We start from the raw sequence: 18,959 nt of genomic DNA on the forward strand, positions 1-18,959 counted from the left end.
TGCATTAAAGTGGCAACCCCAGACTAAGGCGACACCCTCGACTCGCCAGTCACATTTCCCGGAAGAGCTTAACGATGGAACACCGTGAAGCGCTTGTCGCGCTGCGACATTTTCTGTCAACACAGATCCTTGGCCAGGAAAAACTGATCGAAAGACTGCTGATTGCCCTGCTCGCCGACGGCCACATGCTGGTCGAGGGAGCTCCCGGTCTGGCCAAGACCAAGGCGATCAAGGAATTGGCCGAAGGTATCGAAGCCCAATTCCACCGCATCCAGTTCACCCCCGACCTGCTTCCGGCGGATATCACCGGCACGGAAATCTACCGTCCGGAAACCGGCAGTTTCGTCTTTCAACAGGGGCCGATCTTTCACAACCTGGTACTGGCCGACGAGATCAACCGCGCGCCGGCCAAGGTCCAGTCGGCATTGCTGGAAGCCATGGCCGAGCGCCAGGTCAGCGTCGGGCGCAGCACCTACGACCTGTCGCCGCTGTTCCTGGTGATGGCGACGCAGAACCCGATCGAGCAGGAAGGCACCTACCCGCTGCCGGAAGCCCAGCTCGACCGCTTCCTGATGTACGTGAAAATCGGCTTCCCGGACGCCTCGGTGGAACGCAAGATCCTCCAGCAGGCCCGTGGCGAAGCGCTCCACGGCGAAACCAAGCCCGAGCACAAGGTCAGCCAGCAGGCGATCTTCGCCGCCCGCAAGGAAGTGCTCGGCCTGTACATGGCCGACGCGGTGGAGGAATACCTGGTGCAACTGGTGATGGCCACCCGCAACCCGGGCAAGTTCGACCCGGAAATGGCCGACTGGATTTCCTACGGCGCCAGCCCGCGCGGCTCGATCGCCCTGGATCGCTGCGCGCGGGCGCATGCCTGGCTGGCCGGGCGCGACTTCGTCAGCCCGGAAGACATCCAGGCGGTACTGTTCGATGTGTTGCGCCACCGCATCATTCTGTCGTTCGAAGCCGAGGCAGCGGGTATCGATCAGGATCGGGTGCTGCAACGCATCCTCGACGTGGTCGCAGTCGCCTGACGCCCATGCAGCCACCCATCGTTGCCGAACCCGGAATTCGCGTCAGCCTCGCCGAGCTGATCGAGATGCGCCATCGCGTGCGCGAAGTGCAACTGTTCTCGACTCCCGCACGACGCAGCCCGCTGATTGGCCTGCACCACTCGAAACTGCGCGGGCGCGGTGTGGATTTCGACCAAGTGCGGGTCTATCAGGCCGGCGACGACGTGCGCACCATCGACTGGCGTGTCACCGCCCGCACCCAGGAGCCGCACACCAAGCTGTTCCATGAAGAGCGTGAACGGCCGATTTTCATTCTGGTGGAGCAAAGCCAGCGGCTGTTCTTCGGCTCCGGCCTGGTGTTCAAATCGGTGCTCGCCGCACAGGCCGCGGCCTTGATCGGCTGGGCCGCGCTGGGCCATAACGACCGGGTCGGCGGCCTGGTATTCGGCGACAGCGAACACCACGAGATCAAGCCACGGCGCAGCAAACACAGCTTGCTGCAATTGCTCAACCGCCTGGTACGGGTCAATCAGGCCCTGCATACCGAAGCCCAGCCGAACCGCGATGCATTCGGCCTGGCGTTGCGCCGAGCCCGCGAAGTGCTGCGCCCTGGCAGCCTGGTAATCGTACTTTGCGACGAACGCGCGCTGACCGAGAGCACCGAACAGCAACTGACCCTGCTGGCGCGCCACACCGACCTGTTGCTGTTGCCGCTGTCCGACCCGCTCGACCATGCCCTGCCCGCCGCCGGCCTGTTGCAGTTCACCCAGCGCGGCGCCCAACTGGAGCTGGACACCCACGCCATCGAGTTGCGCCAGGCCTACCACGCCCAGAGTGAAGCCCGCAGCGCCCGCTGGCAGATGCTGGCACAGAAGCTCGGTGTGCCGTTGCTACCGCTGAGCACCCAAGGCGAGATGGTCGAGCAGTTGCGCGACCACCTCAACGCCCAGCGCCCCAGGAAGCAGCAATGAACCCCCTCGATCAATTGCAGCCCCTGATCGCCCCGCCCGCGATTGCCTGGTGGCCGCCCGCCCCCGGCTGGTGGCTGCTGGCGTTGCTCTTGCCGCTGCTGCTTTGGGGCCTCTGGCGAGTACGCCGGCGGCTGTCCTGGCAGCGCAACAAAGCCCGCGAGCAGGCGCCGCTCGACCCGCTGCGGCAAGCCGCGCTGCTCGAACTGGCGCAACTGCGCAAACCTTACGACGGCGCCCCGGCCAACGTCTGGCTGCAACAATTGAACGCCCTGCTCAAACGCCTGTGCCGCAGCCACTACCCGGCCAGCCACAGCCACACCCTGAGCGGCCGCACCTGGCTGGCCTTTCTCGACAACCGCTGCCCGGCCGCCGGCCTGACCCGCTGGATGGTGCTGGTGGAAGGCGCCTACCGCCCGGAGTGCAAGCTCGACGACAAGGCGGTGGATGGCCTCAACCAAGCGATCGACACCTGGATTCGCAAACATGTTTGAGTTCATCTGGCTGTGGGTCTTCCTGCTCGCGCCGCTGCCCTGGCTGCTGCGGCGCGTGCTGCCCGAGGCCGACAGCGGCGAGCCGGCGCTCAAGGTCAGCTTCCTCAATGAGCTCGAAGGCCTGGCCGGGCGCCGCGCGCGCGCCAATCTGCCGGCATGGCGCCAGCAAGCGCCTTTCGCCCTGCTCTGGCTGCTGCTGCTGAGCGCCGCTGCGCGCCCGGCCTGGGTCGGCGAGCCGCTGCCACTGGCTGCCAGCGGGCGCGACCTGTTGCTCGCCGTGGACGTTTCCGGCTCGATGGATTACCCCGATATGCAATGGGATGACCTCCCGGTCAGTCGCCTGACCCTGGTCAAACACCTGCTCGGCGACTTTATCGAAGGCCGCCAGGGCGATCGCGTCGGCCTGATTCTGTTCGGCAGCCAGGCCTACCTCCAGGCCCCGCTGACCTTCGACCGCCGCACCGTGCGCACCTGGCTGGACGAAGCGCTGATCGGCATCGCCGGCAAGAATACCGCCGTCGGCGATGCCATCGGCCTGGCGGTCAAACGCCTGCGCCAGCGCCCGGCGCAGAGTCGCATCCTGGTGCTGGTCACCGACGGCGCCAACAACGGTGGCGAGATCGAACCACTGACCGCCGCCCGCCTGGCCGCTGAAGAAGGGGTGAAGATCTACCCAATCGGCATCGGCGCCGAACCCGGGGAAGGCGCACTCGGCCTCACCCCGGGCTTGGACTTGGATGAACCGACCCTGCAAGCGATTGCCGAGCAGACCGGTGGCCAGTACTTCCGGGCCCGCGACAGCGATGAACTGAAAGCCATCGAAGCCAGCCTCGACCAGCTCGAACCGGTGGCCCAGCAACCGACCCAGGCCCGGCCGACCCTGGAGCTCTACAGCTGGCCGCTGGCCGGCTCACTCCTGCTCAGCCTGTTATTGGTCGCCCACGCGCTCTGGCCGCAGTTGCTGCAACAGCGCCCGCCACCACGGATCAGCCGGCCACAGTGGCTGCGGAGGCGCACATGATTGCCCTCTGGCCACACTGGCTGCGCCCCTTCTGGCTGCTCCTGTTACCACTGCTGGGCTGGTTGCTGTGGCAGCTCTGGCATCGGCAACGGCGTGTCGGCCGCTGGCAAATGCTGCTGCCGGTGGCCTTCCATAACGTTCTGTTGAGCGGCGGCGACAACCGCCGCAGCCGCCTGCCCTGGATCGCCCTGGGCCTCGCCTGGCTGCTGGCCCTGCTCGCCTTGCTCGGCCCCAGTTGGCAACGCGTCGAACAGGCCAGCCAGAAACGCGCCGACCCCTTGGTGGTGCTGCTTGAACTGACCCCCTCGATGCTTGCCGGCGACATTGCGCCAACGCGCCTGGAGCACGCCAAACGCAAGCTGCTGGACCTGCTCGAAGCCCGCCGCGACGCCCAAACCGCCATCGTCGTGTTCGCCGGTAGCGCCCATACCCTGGTGCCGCTTTCCGACGACCTGGCGACGACCCGCAACCTGCTCGAATCGCTCAAGCCGTCGATCATGCCCGAACCGGGCCACCGCGCCGACCTGGCCGTGAGCAAAGCACTGACACTCCTGGAACAGGGGGCACAAGGCAAGGGACGCTTGCTGCTGATGGGCACCGCGCTGGATGAACAGGAGCGCCAAGGCATTCGCCTGGCCCTTGGCGACAACGGCCAACGCCTGCAAATCCTTGGTATTGGCACCGCCCAGGGCGCGCCCATCGTGCAGGAAGACGGCGGTTTCGTTAAAGATGAGCAAGGGGCGATCCTGCTGCCGCGCCTGGACGGCGCCAGCCTCAAGCGCTTCACCGGCGAGCTCGGTGGGCGCTACATGAGCGCCCGCCTGGATGACAGCGATCTGCGCAGCCTCGGCCTGCTCGACAGCGCCGAGAGCCTGCGCGATGCCGAACCCATGCAACTGGCGACCTGGGCCGACCAGGGCCACTGGCTGCTCCTGCCGCTGCTGCTGCTCGCCGCCTGCGCCGGGCGCCGTGGCTGGCTGTTCTGCCTGCCACTGTTGCTACTCCTGAACCCGCAGCCAAGCTATGCCTTCGAGTTCAACGACCTCTGGCTGCGGGCCGACCAGCAGGGCCAACGCCTGCTCGAAGCCAAACGCCCGGCGCAGGCCGCGCAACGCTTCCACGACCCGCAATGGCAGGGCCTGGCGCTCTATGAAGCCGGCGACTACGCCGGGGCGGCCGCGCACTTCGCCCAGGCCGATAATGCCGCCGCCCACTACAACCGCGGCAATGCCCTGGCCAAAAGCGGGGAACTGGAAGCGGCGCTGGATGCCTACGAGCAGGCACTGGAGCGCCAGGCCGACCTGCAACCGGCGCTCAAGAACAAGACCCTGATCGAACAACTGCTACAGCAACAACAGCAACAGCAACAGCAACAGCAACCGGCAGATGCACAGCAGCCGGCCCCTGCCGACAGTCAACAACCGCAGCAGAATCAGCCCGGCCAGCCACAAACCGGCGAACCGGGTGAACAGGCGGCGAACGAGCCGCCGCCGAACGAGGCCAGCAGCGAGGACGGCGAATCGAAAGCCGCGGACCAGCCGCAAAGTCAGAGCGACGAGCCGCAACCCGGTACACCCGGCGCCGAAAAAACCGCCGAGTCAACCCAGGCCAATGCACAGGAAGCCCTCGGCGGTGAGCGTCGACAAGCCCTGGAGCAGTGGCTGCGGCAGATTCCGGACGACCCGGGCGAACTGCTGCGACGCAAGTTCTGGTATGAACAGCAACAACGTCAGGAACAGCCACAATGACCCGCCTGCTTTGCGCTCTTGTACTCAGTCTCATGGCGCTGCATGCCAGCGCCGTAGGGTTTTCCGCCAGCGTCGACCGCACACGCCTGAGCGAAGGTGAAAGCATCGAGCTGACCCTCGAATCCGATGACGCCACCCTGTTCGGCAAACCTGACCTGACACCACTGGACACCCTGTTCGAGGTGCTCGCCACCCGTCAGCTCAACCGCCTGAGCACCCTCAACGGCGAGGCGCGCGCCACCACTCGCTGGATGGTCACCCTGCAGCCGAAACTCAGCGGCACCGTGGTCATTCCGCCGTTGCGCCTGGGCGATGTGGAAAGCAAACCGATCACCCTGCACGTGCTGAAAAGCAACGAAAGAGCCGACAGCGAGCAGGTCGCACCGGTCTTCATCGATGCCAGCCTGGATCATGAAAGCGTCTACGTGCAGGCCCAGGCCGTGCTGACGCTGCGCATCTACCACTCCGTCTCGCTGTACGACGACAGCAGCCTGACCCCACTGCAAATCCACGAGGCCCGCATCGAGAGCCTGGGCGAGCCACGCACCTACGAGAAAGAGATCAATGGCGTGCGCCACGGGGTGATCGAACTGCGCTATGCGATCTACCCGCAGCAAAGTGGCGAGCTGCAGATTCCCGCCCTGCTGTTCAGCGCCACGGCGGCAGACCGGACACAAAGTGACGACTACCAACCCTTCGGCCCGCGCCCCGGCAAGTTGATGCGGGTTAAATCCCCGGCCATTGCCCTGACGGTCAAGGCCAAACCCGGCGACTACCCGGCCGATGCCCCCTGGCTGCCGGCCCGCGCCCTGAGCATCGCCGAAGCCTGGAGCCCGGAGCCAAACAACGTGCAGGTCGGCGACTCGCTGACACGCAACCTGATGCTCAAGGTCGAAGGGCTCTCCAGCGCGCAACTTCCGCCATTGCCCGCAACGGCGGTGAGTGGCCTGCGGCGCTATCCCGACCAGCCACAGCTGGCCGACCAGGCCAACGAACGCGGCCTGATCGGCAGCCGTGAAGAACGTGAAGCCCTGGTGCCCAACCGCAGCGGGCGGATCGAACTACCCGCCGTGGAGGTGGTGTGGTGGAACACCCACGAAGACCATCTGGAACGCACCACTCTGCCTGCGCACACCTTGCAGGTGACCAACAACCCGACGCTGGACGTGGAAACGCCCGTCAGCTCGGAACCCTCAGCTACACCCATCGAGAGCCCGACACTCTGGCCCTGGCAGTTGGCCTGCGCCCTGCTGAGCGCTACCACCCTGCTGGGCTTCGGCCTCTGGTGGCACGCCCGCCGGCAACCCGCGGTATCCCGGGCGGCGCAGAATGGCCCCAGCCCGCGCAGCTTGCTCGACGACCTCAAGCGCGCCTGCCTGGCCAACGACTCGCAAGCCACCCGCCAGGCACTCGACGCCTGGGCCCGCCAGCAACCGGAAACCCTCGCCGATATGGCGGCACGCTTCGTCCCGCTGTCGGAGACGCTCGACGGCCTGAACGGCGCGCTGTACAGCGAAAGCGGCCAATACTGGCAAGGTGAAGAGCTGTGGAAAGCGATCCGTGCACTACCCGCCGCCGAAGTCGCCCTGGCCGGCACGCAGGAACCCAGCCCGCTGCCGCCACTGTATCCGCGCTGACATTATCCAGGCCTATTTGGTGGATTACGCCGCTACGCGGCTAATCCACCCTACCGAACTATCCAGAACGCCCAAAGCACCTGGATTCCCGCCTTCGCGGGAGTGACGACGCAAAGACCAACCCCCAGCCCAATCCGCCCCCATCATCCCCGCAAACACGGGAAAGGCGCGGCGACATCAGCGCGCCCAACCACACCCCCGTGAGGATGGGAAAGACACAACACACAAACACCGCTCGCCCCCATCATCCCCGCGAAGGCGGGGATCCAGTGAGCGGGCACGGCGCCACTGGATGTCACCCCAGACTGCTTCACGCCAACCACAAAGACCTCGCTACCAGTAGCCATACAGGCTGAAGAAACCACGGGATCGGGAAAACCCAAAACAGCTCCCGCCCCTGCCCCATGCCTCCCCGGCCTTTATTCCGCGCATAAAAAAACCGCAGCCTGAGCTGCGGTTTCCGGTCTTGCAATAGTGCTTAGTGCGAGAACAGCGAGCCGCCTACTTTGCCGGCCAGTTTCTCCGGCTTGATCAGGAACCGCGCCAGGGCTGGCAGCAACCACAAGGCGCCGAACATGTTCCAGAGCAACATGAAGGTCAGCATCAGGCCCATGTCGGCCTGGAACTTGATGGCCGAGAAGATCCAGGTCGCCACGCCGATCGCCAGGCACAGGCCGGTGAACAGCACGGCTTTACCGGTGGACTTCAGCGTCTGGTAGTAGGCTTCCTGCAACGGCAAGCCTGCGCGCAGGAAGCTTTCCAGGCGACTGTAGATATAGATGCCGTAGTCGACGCCAATACCCACGCCCAGGGCGATCACCGGCAAGGTCGCGACCTTCACGCCAATGCCCATGAAGGTCATCAACGCATTGCCCAGCACGGAGGTCAGCACCAGCGGCAGAACGATACACAGCGTGGCCGCCACGGAGCGGAAGGTGATCAGGGTCATCACCGCGACGCAGATGTACACCAGGATCAGGATCGTCAGCTCGGACTCTTTGATCACTTCGTTGGTGGCCGCCTCGATACCGGCGTTACCGGCCGCGAGAAGGAACTCCAGGCCTTCCTTGTTGTGATCCTTGGCGAACACTTGCACCGCACCTACGACGCGATCCAGGGTTTCGGCCTTGTGGTCATTGAGGAACACCAGCACCGGCGCCAACGAGCAGTTGGTGTTGAACAGACCATCGGCACGGGCGATGGAGTTGTTCAGCACGTCCTTGTTGCGCGACAGGGTTTCCCACTTCAGGTTGCCCTCGTTCATGCCCTTGATCATCTGCTTCGACACAGTGACCAGGGAAATCGCCGATTGCACACCCTCGGTGTTGCTCATCGTCCACATCAGCTCGTCGATCGGCTGCATGGCTTCGTGGGTCGAGCAGCCTTCGGCGGCGGTCTTGACCATCACCACCAATACATCCGAACTGGTCGAGTAGTTGTTGATGATGAACTGGTTGTCCAGGTTGTAGCGCGAATCCGGACGCAGTTCGGGCGCGCCCTGATCCAGGTCGCCGATCTTCAGGTCATGGCCGTACCACAGGCCGCCGGCGAAGGCCGCCAAGGCAATGACCACCGAGATCGGTGCCACGACCGGGTGCGCGAAGTTCGACAGCAAACGCCAGAACGGGTGTTCACGCACCGCATCCTTCTTGCTGCGCTCGACCGCCTTCTTGCTGATGCCGACATAGGAAATCGCCACCGGCAGCAGGATCAGGTTGGTGAACACGATGACGCCGACACCGATGGACGCACCGATGGCCAGCTCACGAATCACCCCGATGTCGATGATCAACAACGTGATGAAGCCCACGGCGTCGGCCAGGATCGCAATCGCCCCCGGCAGAAACAGTTGGCGGAAGGTCCGCCGCGCAGCGGTCAAGGCGTTCTCCGCCTCGCTCGACTGCAGGGCGATACCGTTGATTTTCTGGACCCCGTGGGAGATACCGATCGCGAAGATCAGGAACGGCACCAGCATCGAGTAGGGGTCCAGCCCGAAACCGACGGTGTGCATCAACCCCAACTGCCAGACCACCGCCACCAGGGTGGTGGAAAGCACGGCGATGGTGCTGCGAATGCACCAGGTGAACCAGTAGAGCAGAACCAGCGTGATCAGGAAGGCTACGCCGAAGAACGCCACCACCATGATCAGGCCATCGATCAGGTCGCCGACTTTCTTGGCGAAACCGACGATGTGGATTTTCACATTCGGGTTTTGCGCTTCGTACTTGTCGCGGATCTTCTCTTCCAGCTCATGGGAGAACTGGCGGTAATCGAGCTTGAGCAGCGTGCCCTGGTCGTTCGGGTCCGGGTAGGACTCGAGCAGCGGCACGTCGACAATGCTCGACTTGAAGTTGTTCGCCACCAGACGGCCGATCTGCCCGGACTTGAGCACGTTGTTGCGCAGCTCGTCGAGGCTGTCGGCGGAACCGTCGTAGGTCTGCGGGATGACTTCGCCACCGGCGAAACCTTCCTCGGTCACTTCGGTCCAGCGCACGCTCGGACTCCAGAGCGACTTCAACCCGGAACGGTCGACGCCTGGAATATAGAAAACCTCGTCATTCACCTGACGCAGGGTTTCCATGTATTCCTTGCTGAAGATGTCGCCATCCACCGCTTCCACCGAGATACGCACGGTGTTGCCGAGGTTGGCCAGGTCGTTGCGGTGCTCGATCATCTTCTGGATGAACGGATGCTGCAGCGGAATCATCTTTTCGAAGCTGGTGGACGGACGCACCTGCAACGCTTGGTAGAACAGGAAGATGCTGACCAGCAGGCAGATCAGGATCACTGCCGGTCGGTTGTTGAAGATCAGGCGCTCAAGGAAAGTCGCCTTATCCTGGTGATGGTTACTCATCGTACTCATACCTCAAAAGCCACGGCTTATTGTTTTTGGCCTGAATCAGGTTGACCTGGCTCGACACCCGTCGGCGAGGACACATGCACACCGCCTTGTCCCACCAGGATCAAGTCACCATTGTCGCCAGCGGTCACGCCGGCCAAGGACAAGCGATCCGGGCGGTTGACCAGGCTGAAGGTGAGGCCGTTATCGGTGCTCTTCAGTACGCTGCCGCCGTGCCCGACGACGACCAGCGAGCCGTCTTTGAGCAAGGCACCATTGGACAGGCCGAACTCCAGCGTACCGCGCGTGGATTTCACCGTGATGGGTTGCCAGGTGCTGCCGAAATCAGTGGAGCGGAACACATTGCCGCGCAGGCCATAAGCCAGCAACGTAGCAGGCTGATTGGTGCCAAGCACGCCGAAGAGCGAGCCCTCGTAAGGGCCTTTGAGGCTTTCCCAGGTTTGCCCCCAGTCGGAGGAACGGAACATGCTGCCCATTTCGCCCACGGCGAACAGACCGGAGTCCTTGACTTCGGCGATGGCGTTCAGGTGATAGCCGTCCGGGTTGTCCATCCGATCGCTGACGTCTTCCCAGGTCTTGCCGCCATCGGTCGTCGTGAACAATGCACCGTAGGCGCCCACGGCAAAACCCGTGTTCTGGTCCTTGAACCAGACATCCAGGAAAGGGGCGCCCTCTTCGCGCTCCAGGTCGCTGAACTGCTGCACCCAAGTGGTGCCGCCGTCTGCGCTGGCGAGGATCTGCGCATCGTGACCCACGGCCCAGCCATGCTTGTCATCGACGAAATAGACCGCCGTCAGCATCTGCCGAGTCGGCACCTTGGCCTGAGTCCAGACCTTGCCGTTGTCATCGGAGAAAAGGATGTGGCCGCGATCGCCGACCGCCACCAAGCGCTTGCCCGCATGCGCTACATCCAGCAGCAGAGCGCTCACGGCCTTCGCCGACTCGATGGAATAGGCAGTTGCTGAATCGGCGGCAGCTTGCGCCTGCAACGGCACGGCCGCAAAGCTCAGAACAGACAACACACTACACAGCGAAAGCACTTTAGCCAGCGGCGAGTGGAAGCGGAACGCCGGCGCGCGCAGGAACTTCATAGCTTCACCGGACTGGGTGCGCCGCATGACGGGCTCACTCATACACCTTTCCCCTTTATTGTTATGGGACGATCAGCCTTTTAGCAGGCCGCCTATCCTATCCAGCTTTCGAAAGGCCTGACAATCAACATGACGTTATGTTTTGTTAAGGCAAACCCGCATGATTGACAGCTAATTCGGCCTCCTGATGCACAAAGGCCGCTACTACTGTAGCGGCCTTTGCTCAACACTACACAACCGCAGTTGTGATGACAGCGATCAACGCGTGCCGCGACGACGCAGTGCGGCCGGCTTGAAGTAGCCGTCGTCCGGAATCGGCTGGCTGAAGTCGATGGTGGTCGGCTCCTCGTTATCCAGGTTCTGCACGTGGTAACGACGCGCTTGCAGATCGTGGAACACGTCCAGCGCAGACCAGGTGGTCGGCAGTTCGTAGTAGTTCTTCAGGTAAGCCACGGACACACGCCACAGCTCGCCGCGACCGTCGTACTGGTCAACTTCAGCAGCTTGCCAGCTGTCTTCGTCGAGGAACAGGGTACGCTTGGAGTAGATGTGACGCGCGCCAGCTTTCAGCGTGCCTTCCACCACCCACACACGGTGCAGCTCGTTACGCGTCAGCGCCGGGTTCAAATGCCCGACCTGCAGCAGATCGGCGTACTTCACGTCTGGGCTGGTGACTTTGTAGTTGTTGTAAGGAATGTAGACTTCCTTCTTGCCAACCAGTTTCCACTCGTAACGATCCGGCGCACCGTTGAACATGTCGGTGTCATCGGCGGTACGCAGGCCATCGGCCGCAGCGATCGGGGTGTCATAGGCCAGGTTCGGCGCGCGACGCACGCGACGCTGACCGGCGTTATAACCCCAGGCCTGACGCGGCTCTTTCACCTGATCGAGGGTCTCGTGCACCAATACCGCACCACCCGCCAAGCGCGCCGGGCTCTTGGTGAAGGACAGGTAATAGAACATGATGTTGTTCAGGTCAGCGTAGGTGTTCTTGGGGTTGTAGAACTTGAACATCGCTTCTTGCTGCGAGGTCACCAGCGTGAACGCGCCATTGCGCTGCACGGCCACTTCGGACGCGCGACGGACGATGTAAGTACCACGGTAGCGGGTGATGTGGTTCCACACCGCTTCCACGCCATTCTGCGGAATCGGGAACGGGATGCCGCCGTAGGCGTCGGCAAAACCGTTGCCGCCGTCCAGCAATTTGGCGCTGGCGGCGTTCTTCATGCTGCTGTCATAGACCCACTGTGGCGCGGAGCCGGAGCGGCGAGTCTGGTAGACCGGCATCTGGTAGCTGTTCGGGTAGGCATTGAACAGGGCGATCTGACCAGGCGTCAGGTTGCCCTTGTACTGGTCCAGGTTGGCTTTGGTGATGGTGAACAGCGGCTTGTCGCCGGCGAACGGATCCGGGTGGTGCTGGCCAGGCGTCTTGTATTCCGCCGGCGCCTTGGTGATACCACCGGTCCAGGTCGGGATGGTACCGGCAGCGTTGCCGGCCTTCTCGGCCCCGAAAGGAGTCAGGCTAGCGCCCAACTTGGCCGCTTCTTGCGACGAGACCGCCGCCAGCGCGCTACCAGCGGTCAGCGCCAGAACGATCGCGGCGCCAATCAGCGTGTGCTTTTTCAGCATCATATTTCTCCGTGATAAATCATCGACCGAGCGCCCGTAGACGCCCGGCATTTTTCTAATAGGGTTTAGAAGGAGTACTTGACGTTGACGCCGACGTTGTCGCGGTCACGGCTCGAGTTGTTCTGCCCACCGCCGAAGAACTCGGTGTACTGCAGTTCGGCTTCCAGGCTGCTCAGGTAGCTGGCCTTGACACCCAGGGTGTAAGCCTTGCGGCCTTCGATGAAGTTACCGGTCTGGTAGGAGTTGCCCTCGAAGTCATCCTTGTAGACGACATAGGGGGAAACGTTCACGCCAGCGTATACGTCGTTCCAGGTGCCGTTGAGTAGCAAGGTGTAGCCGTAGGCGTTCTTGTTGACCTGATCGTCACGGTCGCCGCCACTGACATAGGAGCTGTTGCCGCGGCCAGAGTAGTAGCGAGTGGTGCCGTTGAAGGCGGTGTATTGCAGATCGCTGCCGCGCAGGTGTTCGGAGGCCAATTCGGCGACGCCGAACAGCGAGTCGAAGCTCAGGGTCGGACCGAAGTTGTAGATGGTACCCAGCGAGGTGTTGTAGGCCTCGACGCGCTCGGAGTTGTGGATCTGGTCAGTGATCTGCACATCCGTGCCACCAATGTTCACCACCCGCCCATCAGCCAGCTTAGCCGCCTGCAGCAGCAGATCACCGAGCAGGTCGTTGGTAGTGGCGATGCCGATCGGCAGGTTCGGCCGGTAGGCCAGCTCGCCGAATACCGAGGCTTCACCCAGGGTGGTGTTGAAGCTCATGCCGTACATGCGGATGTCTTCGGCGTACTCGCGACGAGCGGTGACCTGGTTGGCCACATCGACAGAAGCTGCGCCGTTGACCAGGCCGAGGACCGTCTGGGCCAAGGCGTTACCGCCGCCTGCAGCACTTTCCAGAGTGTCGTAGTCAGCGAAGAAGCCACCCAGGCTGGCGAGCTGATCGATATCCAGACCGGCATAGCTGCTATTGAGGCTGGCGTTGATGGTCGGCTCTTTCGCGTGGTAATTGACGAAGTAGAGCCCGAACTCAGTGGAGTTCAGCTCCTCGGCGATATAGCGGAAGGCCGCGCCGAACTGACCATCGTTCTTGGCATTGATGTCAGAACCGATCTCGGCGACCTTGAAAGTGCCATTGCTGTTGAGGAACTGGGTGCCCTGGATCCCGCCAAAGTTGGCGCCGACAGGAATGAAGCCGAGCACATTGCCGCCATTCACCAGCGTCGAATAGGCACTCTGGAAAGTAGCGCTGCTCGCCGCCGGGTTGGTGGTGTAAGCGGTATTGCCACCATCGGCAAACAAGTCGGTTTCAGAGAAATAAGTACCAACCGGGTCGATCGCGCTTTCTTTCCAGTTGAACTGGTAGAACGTTTCCATCGACAGGTTATCGGTCAGGCCGAGGTTGAAGCTCAGCGCCTCGACCGGCACCAGCACTTCTTTCAATTCGGAGCCCGGCAGGCGGAACTTGGCAGCATCCAGCGGGTTGGTGGTGTTCACGCCACCGCGATAGAAAATGCCCTCGCCCCAGTTGAATACCTGCTTACCGATACGGCCGGTAACCGGCATATCGGCGATGTCCCAGTTGCCATACAGGTAGGCGTCGAGGATTTGCGCATCACGGCCGGCCTTGTGGCGGGTTTCGTAAGTGAAGCTGTCGTCGTCCGGGAAGCTCTGGCTCGGCTGTACCGGGCTGTTGTTGTCGTAGTAGTCATTGCGCTTATCCATGATCTGGGTGTCATAGAACGCGGTGCCACGCACGAACAGGCCGTAGTTCTTGTAGGTTGCTTCCAGGTCGGAAGTCACCTTGTAAACCTCGGAGACCAAGCCGGTATCGAAGTTACGGTTACCGTCGTTGGTGTTGATGTCGTTGTTGGACTTGTCCTGCCCCTGTACGCGCCACAACTGGCCGTAGGACACGGTGGTGTCGATGGAACCGCTGACTTCATTGTCGGCAAAGCTGAACTCCACCGCCTGGGCCTGAGCGGCGACCAGCAACGGCAGGATACCGGCGAAGGCAAAACCAGCCTTGGACGGCGCGAAACGCAACATGGGACTACGGGACTTGAATTCCATCGAAACTTTACTCCGTGGACAGATCATTCTTTTTATTGCGCCTCCGGACTAAAGGGGCGCAGCGCAGCCGCACTGATCCGGCCGGGTGAAAACGACTGCGCTTGGTCTGTGGCCTCAGCCATGTCTGACCTGCGCTCGCTCGGTTTTCAAACGGCCTGTCGTGGCGGTCTTTTTTAGTTGATCGGAAGAAAATCCCCCAACACGCTTGACGCGCGCCCCTGATTCTAAACGCACCATTTCGGGGCCAAATCCTGAACTGTCCTGCAACCATGGTGCCAAACAGTCGTTTTAATTCAATAAACTGGCGCCAACAAATTGTGAACACAAGGCCTTTTTATGACTGATCATTCACTGATCGATTAACCCATCGAGCAGTGGACAATCGCGCAACCTGTCCTACGATCTGGCGCGTATTGTCACTCAACGCCACATCACATAATTTCTCTTACCCACGCGCGCACCCCACAGTCAAGGCCAAACCCCCAACCTAAAGCGGGTTTGCTAATAAGCAGGGTGCTGGTTATTTCAATAGGTAACAAAAAAGTGTTACCGACCAATGGCCGGTAACACCTCAGAAAGGCAGGACTCGCCTTAGGCTAGGCTTTTGCTGACGACTTCGTAGACGTCGCTGGAAAGCTCGCCCGAAGCCAGGATTCGCTCCAGTTCGGCCTTCATCAGCGCCTGGCGGGCCGCGTCGTACTTGCTCCAACGCGTCAATGGCGCCAACTGGCGAGAGGCAATCTGCGGATTGAGGCCGTTGAGGGTGATCACCAGGTCCGCCAGGAAGCGATAACCGGCACCGTCCGCGCGGTGGAAGTTGATCAGGTTCTGGCCAGCGAAGGCGCCGATCAGCGCGCGCACCTTGTTCGGATTTTTCAGGGTGAACGCCGGGTGCCGCATCAATTGCTGAACCCGCTCCAGGCCGCCCGGTAGAGCGCTCCCCGCCTGCACGCTGAACCACTGATCCATCACCAGCGGGTTGTCCTTGAAGTGCTCGGCGAACGCCGCCAGCGCCTTGCTCTTCTCTTGCTCGAACGGCGAGTTGACCAATACGGCCAGCGCCGCCAGGCGCTCGGTCATATTGTCGCACGCGTCGTATTGTTCCAGGCAGGCGCTGAGCACTTGCGGCTTGGCACTCAGCATTAAGTATGAGAGCGCAATGTTTTGCAGGCTGCGCCGGGCGAAATGCGCCGCGTCGGCGACATAGGCACTGTGTCGAGACAACTCACGATTCGCCTGATAACGCTGCCACAACGGTGCGAACAAGGCCTCGGCCAACTGCTGGCGGGCGAACTCGCGGGCGGCATGGATGGCATCGACATCCGCGCTTGCGCTGATTTCGGTGAGATACGCCTCGCTCGGCAACGACAGCATCTCAGCCACCATGGCCTGGTCCAGCTGGTGATCTTCCAGCACTGTGCGCAAGGCAGCGACCAGGCGCTGATCGAGCAGCAGTTTCTCACCCCGCTGATGCTGGCCGATCAACTCTTGCAGCACTTGCACAGACAACTGCTGGCCGGCTTCCCAGCGGTTGAAGCCGTCGGCATCGTGCTGCATGAGAAACATCAATTGATCGCGGTCGTAGGGGAAGCTCAGCTTGACCGGTGCAGATAACCCGCGCAGCAGCGACGGCAATGGCTTATCCGCCAGGTCAACGAAGGTGAACGCCTGCTCGGCCTCGGTAACCGCCAGCACCCGCGTCTCGCCCTGCGCCCCGACCTCACCGGACAGCCGCAATGGCAGCGCCCCGCCCTGGCTATCCAACAGCCCCAACTCGACCGGAATCACGAACGGCAGCTTCTGCGCCTGCCCAGGCGTGGCCGGGCAGCTTTGGCGGAACGTCAGGGTGTAGGTTTTGCCGGCGGCATCATAAGCCTCGCTGACCTGCAGGCGCGGCGTGCCGGCCTGGGTGTACCAGCGCTTGAACTGGCTCAACTCGACGCCGTTGGCATCTTCCATGGCCTGGATGAAGTCATCGCAGGTTACGGCCTGACCATCGTGGCGCTGGAAGTACAGATCGGTCGCCTTGCGGAAGCCTTCGGCGCCCAGCAGGGTGTGAAGCATGCGCACCACTTCCGAACCCTTCTCGTACACGGTCAGGGTATAGAAGTTGGAGATTTCCATGAAGCTGTCAGGGCGTACCGGGTGGGCCATCGGGCCGGCATCTTCGGCGAACTGGTGGGTACGCAGGAAGGCCACATCCTCAATCCGCTTGACCGTGCGCGAGTTCATATCGGCACTGAACTCGGCATCACGGAACACCGTAAAGCCTTCCTTCAAGGACAGCTGGAACCAGTCGCGGCAGGTCACGCGGTTGCCCGACCAGTTGTGGAAGTATTCGTGGGCGACCACCGCTTCCACCCGCTGGTGCGCGGCATCGGTGGCGGTTTCGGCGCGGGCCAGCACGCAACTGGAGTTGAAGATATTGAGGCCCTTGTTCTCCATGGCACCCATGTTGAAGTCATTGACCGCGACGATCATGAAGATGTCCAGGTCGTACTCGCGGCCATACACCTCTTCGTCCCAGCGCATGGATTTTTTCAAGCTATCCATGGCGTGCTGGCACTTGTCGATGTTTTCCGGCTCGACATAGATGCGCAGCGCCACTTCGCGCCGGCTCATGGTGTTGAAGGTATCTTCGATGCACCACAGATCACCGGCGACCAGGGCGAACAGGTAGGCCGGTTTCATGAACGGGTCTTCCCAGGTCGCCCAGTGCCGACCGCCCTCTTCCGGCCCGCTGGCAATCGGGTTGCCGTTGGACAACAGCACCGGGTAGCGATGCTGCTCGGCGCTCAGCGTGGTGGTGAATGTGCTCATCACGTCCGGGCGATCGAGGTAATAGGTGATCTTGCGAAAACCCTCGGCCTCGCACTGGGTGCAGAACATGCTGCCGGATTTATACAGGCCTTCGAGCGCGGTGTTGCTTTCCGGGTGGATGCGCACGCTGCTGTCGAGGGTGAAACTGGCCGCCACTGGCTGCAGGGTCAGGTGGCTGTCGCTCAACTGGTAGTCGGCCGCCGACAGAGCCTGGCCATCCATGCTCAGGGACAACAGTTCGAGCTGCTGGCCATCGAGCACCAGCGGCGGCAAACCGGCGCCGCGCTCGGGATTGCGGCGCATCACCAGTTGCGCATGAACCAGGGTGTGGTCCTCGAACAACTCGAAGGTCAGATGGGTCTCGTCGATCAGGTAGTCCGGCGCCTGATAGTCCTTCAGGTAAATCATCTTCGGTTGTTCGGTGCGCATGGCTTATGGCCCTTTACGTTCAGGAATGCACGGCGAGTTGGTAAGCCGTGTATTTGCGGATATTGATGACACCGGTATCGAACAGCAGGTACTGGCCCTTGATGCCCAACAGCGTACCTTCGGCGATCGGGTCTTTGTCCAGGTTGAAGCTGGTGATCTTGGCCGGGTAAGCCTCGATCGGGTAACGAATCTCGATGGGTTCCAGGTCGTTCAACTGCTGGATCGCCTGCAAGCCGAAACGCTGCTGCAACGCCAGCAGGCCTGCACCACAGCTGTCGAACAACTGCTCACGAATCGCCGGCAGGTCCACTGGCTGCGCATCGCCTTTGAGCAAGGCGCGCCAGTTGGTCTTGTCCGCCACCTGGCTGCGCAGCAGGTCTTCGACGAAGCCGGACTGCTGCCGGGTCGCTACCCGCAAGATCGGCAGCGCCTGGCTCGCGCCCTGGTCCAGCCAGCGGGTGGGCACTTGGGTGCCACGGGTAATGCCGACCTTGACCCCGGACGAATTGGCCAGATAGACCACATGATCGGTCATGCAGAACTGCTCGCCCCAGCTCGGCTCCCGGCAGGTGCCAGCATCATAGTGGCAGCGTTCCGGGCTCATGATGCAGATATCGCACTGCGCCAGTTTGGTCATGCACGGGTAGCAATAGCCCTGGCTGAAACTGGTTTTGGTCTTGCGCCCGCAATGGCTGCAATGGATAGCCCCGAGGTATTCCAGGCGCAGGGTTTTACCGATCAGCGGGTTGACCGGCACTTCCTCATCACCCAGGCGGAACGCGTACTGCACCGGCGCTTCCAGGCGCACCGACATTTTGCGCAAGGCGCCACGACCCAATTCACTCAATGGATAGCGTCCGACTTGAACAGAAGGTTCGGCACTGGCGCGGCTTTCGAGCTGCACTCCTGCGGCCCCATGTAGCCGGTGCGCTGCTCCTCGGGCAGATTGTGCAATTCCCAGGCGATGACCGCCTGCAAACTCAGCTCCTTCTGCTCCTGGCTCAGCTTGCGGCCATCGGACCACTTACCGATTTCCACCGCCAACTTCAGGCTTTCGTAAATATCCGGGGTGATGTTTTCAATCATTTCAGCAAAGGACGACATAGACGCCTCCAAAAACAAAGTCGCAGTTTAACGGCGACGGCGCGCCAGTGCACCGACACCGGTCAGAAGTTGTTCC

The 18,959-nt window shown here is 62.1% G+C and carries 13 protein-coding genes; 6 read left to right on the forward strand and 7 right to left on the reverse strand.

The genetic code is table 11. From position 1 onward, the window contains the following. Positions 1–74: 74 nt before the first annotated feature. From AC3IYG_RS14930 to AC3IYG_RS14955, 6 genes are read left to right on the forward strand one after another with little or no spacing between them, the layout of a single operon-like run. On the forward strand, positions 75–1,034 hold the full coding sequence (locus tag AC3IYG_RS14930) for an AAA family ATPase (RefSeq protein ID WP_489309654.1): 960 nt from the start codon (positions 75–77) through the stop codon (positions 1,032–1,034). 5 nt (positions 1,035–1,039) lie between these two features. Continuing rightward, complete coding sequence (locus AC3IYG_RS14935; RefSeq protein WP_489309656.1) at positions 1,040–1,984, forward strand: DUF58 domain-containing protein; 945 nt, start codon at positions 1,040–1,042, stop codon at positions 1,982–1,984. After that, positions 1,981–2,475: a DUF4381 domain-containing protein gene (locus AC3IYG_RS14940; RefSeq protein ID WP_489309658.1), complete on the forward strand. Its 495-nt coding sequence runs from the start codon at positions 1,981–1,983 to the stop codon at positions 2,473–2,475. The genes AC3IYG_RS14935 and AC3IYG_RS14940 overlap by 4 nt, the downstream gene beginning before the upstream one ends. Continuing rightward, positions 2,468–3,496 carry a vWA domain-containing protein gene (locus tag AC3IYG_RS14945; protein WP_489309660.1) on the forward strand — a complete coding sequence of 343 codons (1,029 nt, stop codon included), beginning with the start codon at positions 2,468–2,470 and terminating at the stop codon, positions 3,494–3,496. The genes AC3IYG_RS14940 and AC3IYG_RS14945 overlap by 8 nt, the downstream gene beginning before the upstream one ends. Continuing rightward, entirely contained in the window at positions 3,493–5,244 is a 1,752-nt protein-coding gene (locus AC3IYG_RS14950) for a VWA domain-containing protein (RefSeq protein ID WP_489309662.1), read from the forward strand. Before AC3IYG_RS14945 ends, AC3IYG_RS14950 begins: the two co-directional genes overlap by 4 nt. Further along, positions 5,241–6,881 (forward strand): BatD family protein, encoded by a 1,641-nt coding sequence (locus AC3IYG_RS14955; RefSeq protein WP_489309663.1) that lies wholly within the window; start codon positions 5,241–5,243, stop codon positions 6,879–6,881. The genes AC3IYG_RS14950 and AC3IYG_RS14955 overlap by 4 nt, the downstream gene beginning before the upstream one ends. Before the next feature lie 478 nt (positions 6,882–7,359). Here AC3IYG_RS14955 and AC3IYG_RS14960 read toward each other — a convergent pair whose 3' ends face one another. From AC3IYG_RS14960 to AC3IYG_RS14990, 7 genes are all read right to left on the reverse strand, one after another. After that, a complete protein-coding gene (locus tag AC3IYG_RS14960; RefSeq protein WP_489309665.1) occupies positions 7,360–9,744 on the reverse strand; it encodes an efflux RND transporter permease subunit in 2,385 nt (794 codons plus the stop codon). 17 nt (positions 9,745–9,761) lie between these two features. Next, positions 9,762–10,874: a WD40/YVTN/BNR-like repeat-containing protein gene (locus AC3IYG_RS14965; RefSeq protein ID WP_489309667.1), complete on the reverse strand. Its 1,113-nt coding sequence runs from the start codon at positions 10,872–10,874 to the stop codon at positions 9,762–9,764. A gap of 216 nt (positions 10,875–11,090) precedes the next feature. After that, entirely contained in the window at positions 11,091–12,461 is a 1,371-nt protein-coding gene (locus AC3IYG_RS14970) for a DUF1329 domain-containing protein (protein ID WP_489309669.1), read from the reverse strand. A gap of 65 nt (positions 12,462–12,526) precedes the next feature. After that, a complete protein-coding gene (locus AC3IYG_RS14975; protein ID WP_489309671.1) occupies positions 12,527–14,530 on the reverse strand; it encodes a DUF1302 domain-containing protein in 2,004 nt (667 codons plus the stop codon). A 591-nt stretch (positions 14,531–15,121) separates the two neighbouring features. Beyond that, positions 15,122–17,779, reverse strand: a complete 2,658-nt coding sequence (pepN, locus tag AC3IYG_RS14980; RefSeq protein WP_489309673.1) for an aminopeptidase N — start codon at positions 17,777–17,779, stop codon at positions 15,122–15,124. A 19-nt stretch (positions 17,780–17,798) separates the two neighbouring features. After that, positions 17,799–18,626 carry a DUF2797 domain-containing protein gene (locus AC3IYG_RS14985; protein ID WP_489309675.1) on the reverse strand — a complete coding sequence of 276 codons (828 nt, stop codon included), beginning with the start codon at positions 18,624–18,626 and terminating at the stop codon, positions 17,799–17,801. After that, positions 18,623–18,883: a YeaC family protein gene (locus AC3IYG_RS14990; RefSeq protein WP_489309677.1), complete on the reverse strand. Its 261-nt coding sequence runs from the start codon at positions 18,881–18,883 to the stop codon at positions 18,623–18,625. Before AC3IYG_RS14990 ends, AC3IYG_RS14985 begins: the two co-directional genes overlap by 4 nt. Positions 18,884–18,959 lie beyond the last annotated feature (76 nt).

It is taken from the genome of Pseudomonas sp. KH_027 (assembly GCF_057838565.1).

Bases quoted from the DNA above. Each gene is read 5' to 3' on its own strand.
- AC3IYG_RS14930 (WP_489309654.1), top strand. From the start codon at position 75: ATGGAACACCGTGAAGCGCTTGTCGCGCTGCGACATTTTCTGTCAACA.
- AC3IYG_RS14935 (WP_489309656.1), top strand. From the start codon at position 1,040: ATGCAGCCACCCATCGTTGCCGAACCCGGAATTCGCGTCAGCCTCGCC.
- AC3IYG_RS14940 (WP_489309658.1), top strand. From the start codon at position 1,981: ATGAACCCCCTCGATCAATTGCAGCCCCTGATCGCCCCGCCCGCGATT.
- AC3IYG_RS14945 (WP_489309660.1), top strand. From the start codon at position 2,468: ATGTTTGAGTTCATCTGGCTGTGGGTCTTCCTGCTCGCGCCGCTGCCC.
- AC3IYG_RS14950 (WP_489309662.1), top strand. From the start codon at position 3,493: ATGATTGCCCTCTGGCCACACTGGCTGCGCCCCTTCTGGCTGCTCCTG.
- AC3IYG_RS14955 (WP_489309663.1), top strand. From the start codon at position 5,241: ATGACCCGCCTGCTTTGCGCTCTTGTACTCAGTCTCATGGCGCTGCAT.
- AC3IYG_RS14960 (WP_489309665.1), bottom strand. From the start codon at position 9,744: ATGAGTACGATGAGTAACCATCACCAGGATAAGGCGACTTTCCTTGAG.
- AC3IYG_RS14965 (WP_489309667.1), bottom strand. From the start codon at position 10,874: ATGAGTGAGCCCGTCATGCGGCGCACCCAGTCCGGTGAAGCTATGAAG.
- AC3IYG_RS14970 (WP_489309669.1), bottom strand. From the start codon at position 12,461: ATGCTGAAAAAGCACACGCTGATTGGCGCCGCGATCGTTCTGGCGCTG.
- AC3IYG_RS14975 (WP_489309671.1), bottom strand. From the start codon at position 14,530: ATGGAATTCAAGTCCCGTAGTCCCATGTTGCGTTTCGCGCCGTCCAAG.
- pepN (WP_489309673.1), bottom strand. From the start codon at position 17,779: ATGCGCACCGAACAACCGAAGATGATTTACCTGAAGGACTATCAGGCG.
- AC3IYG_RS14990 (WP_489309677.1), bottom strand. From the start codon at position 18,883: ATGTCGTCCTTTGCTGAAATGATTGAAAACATCACCCCGGATATTTAC.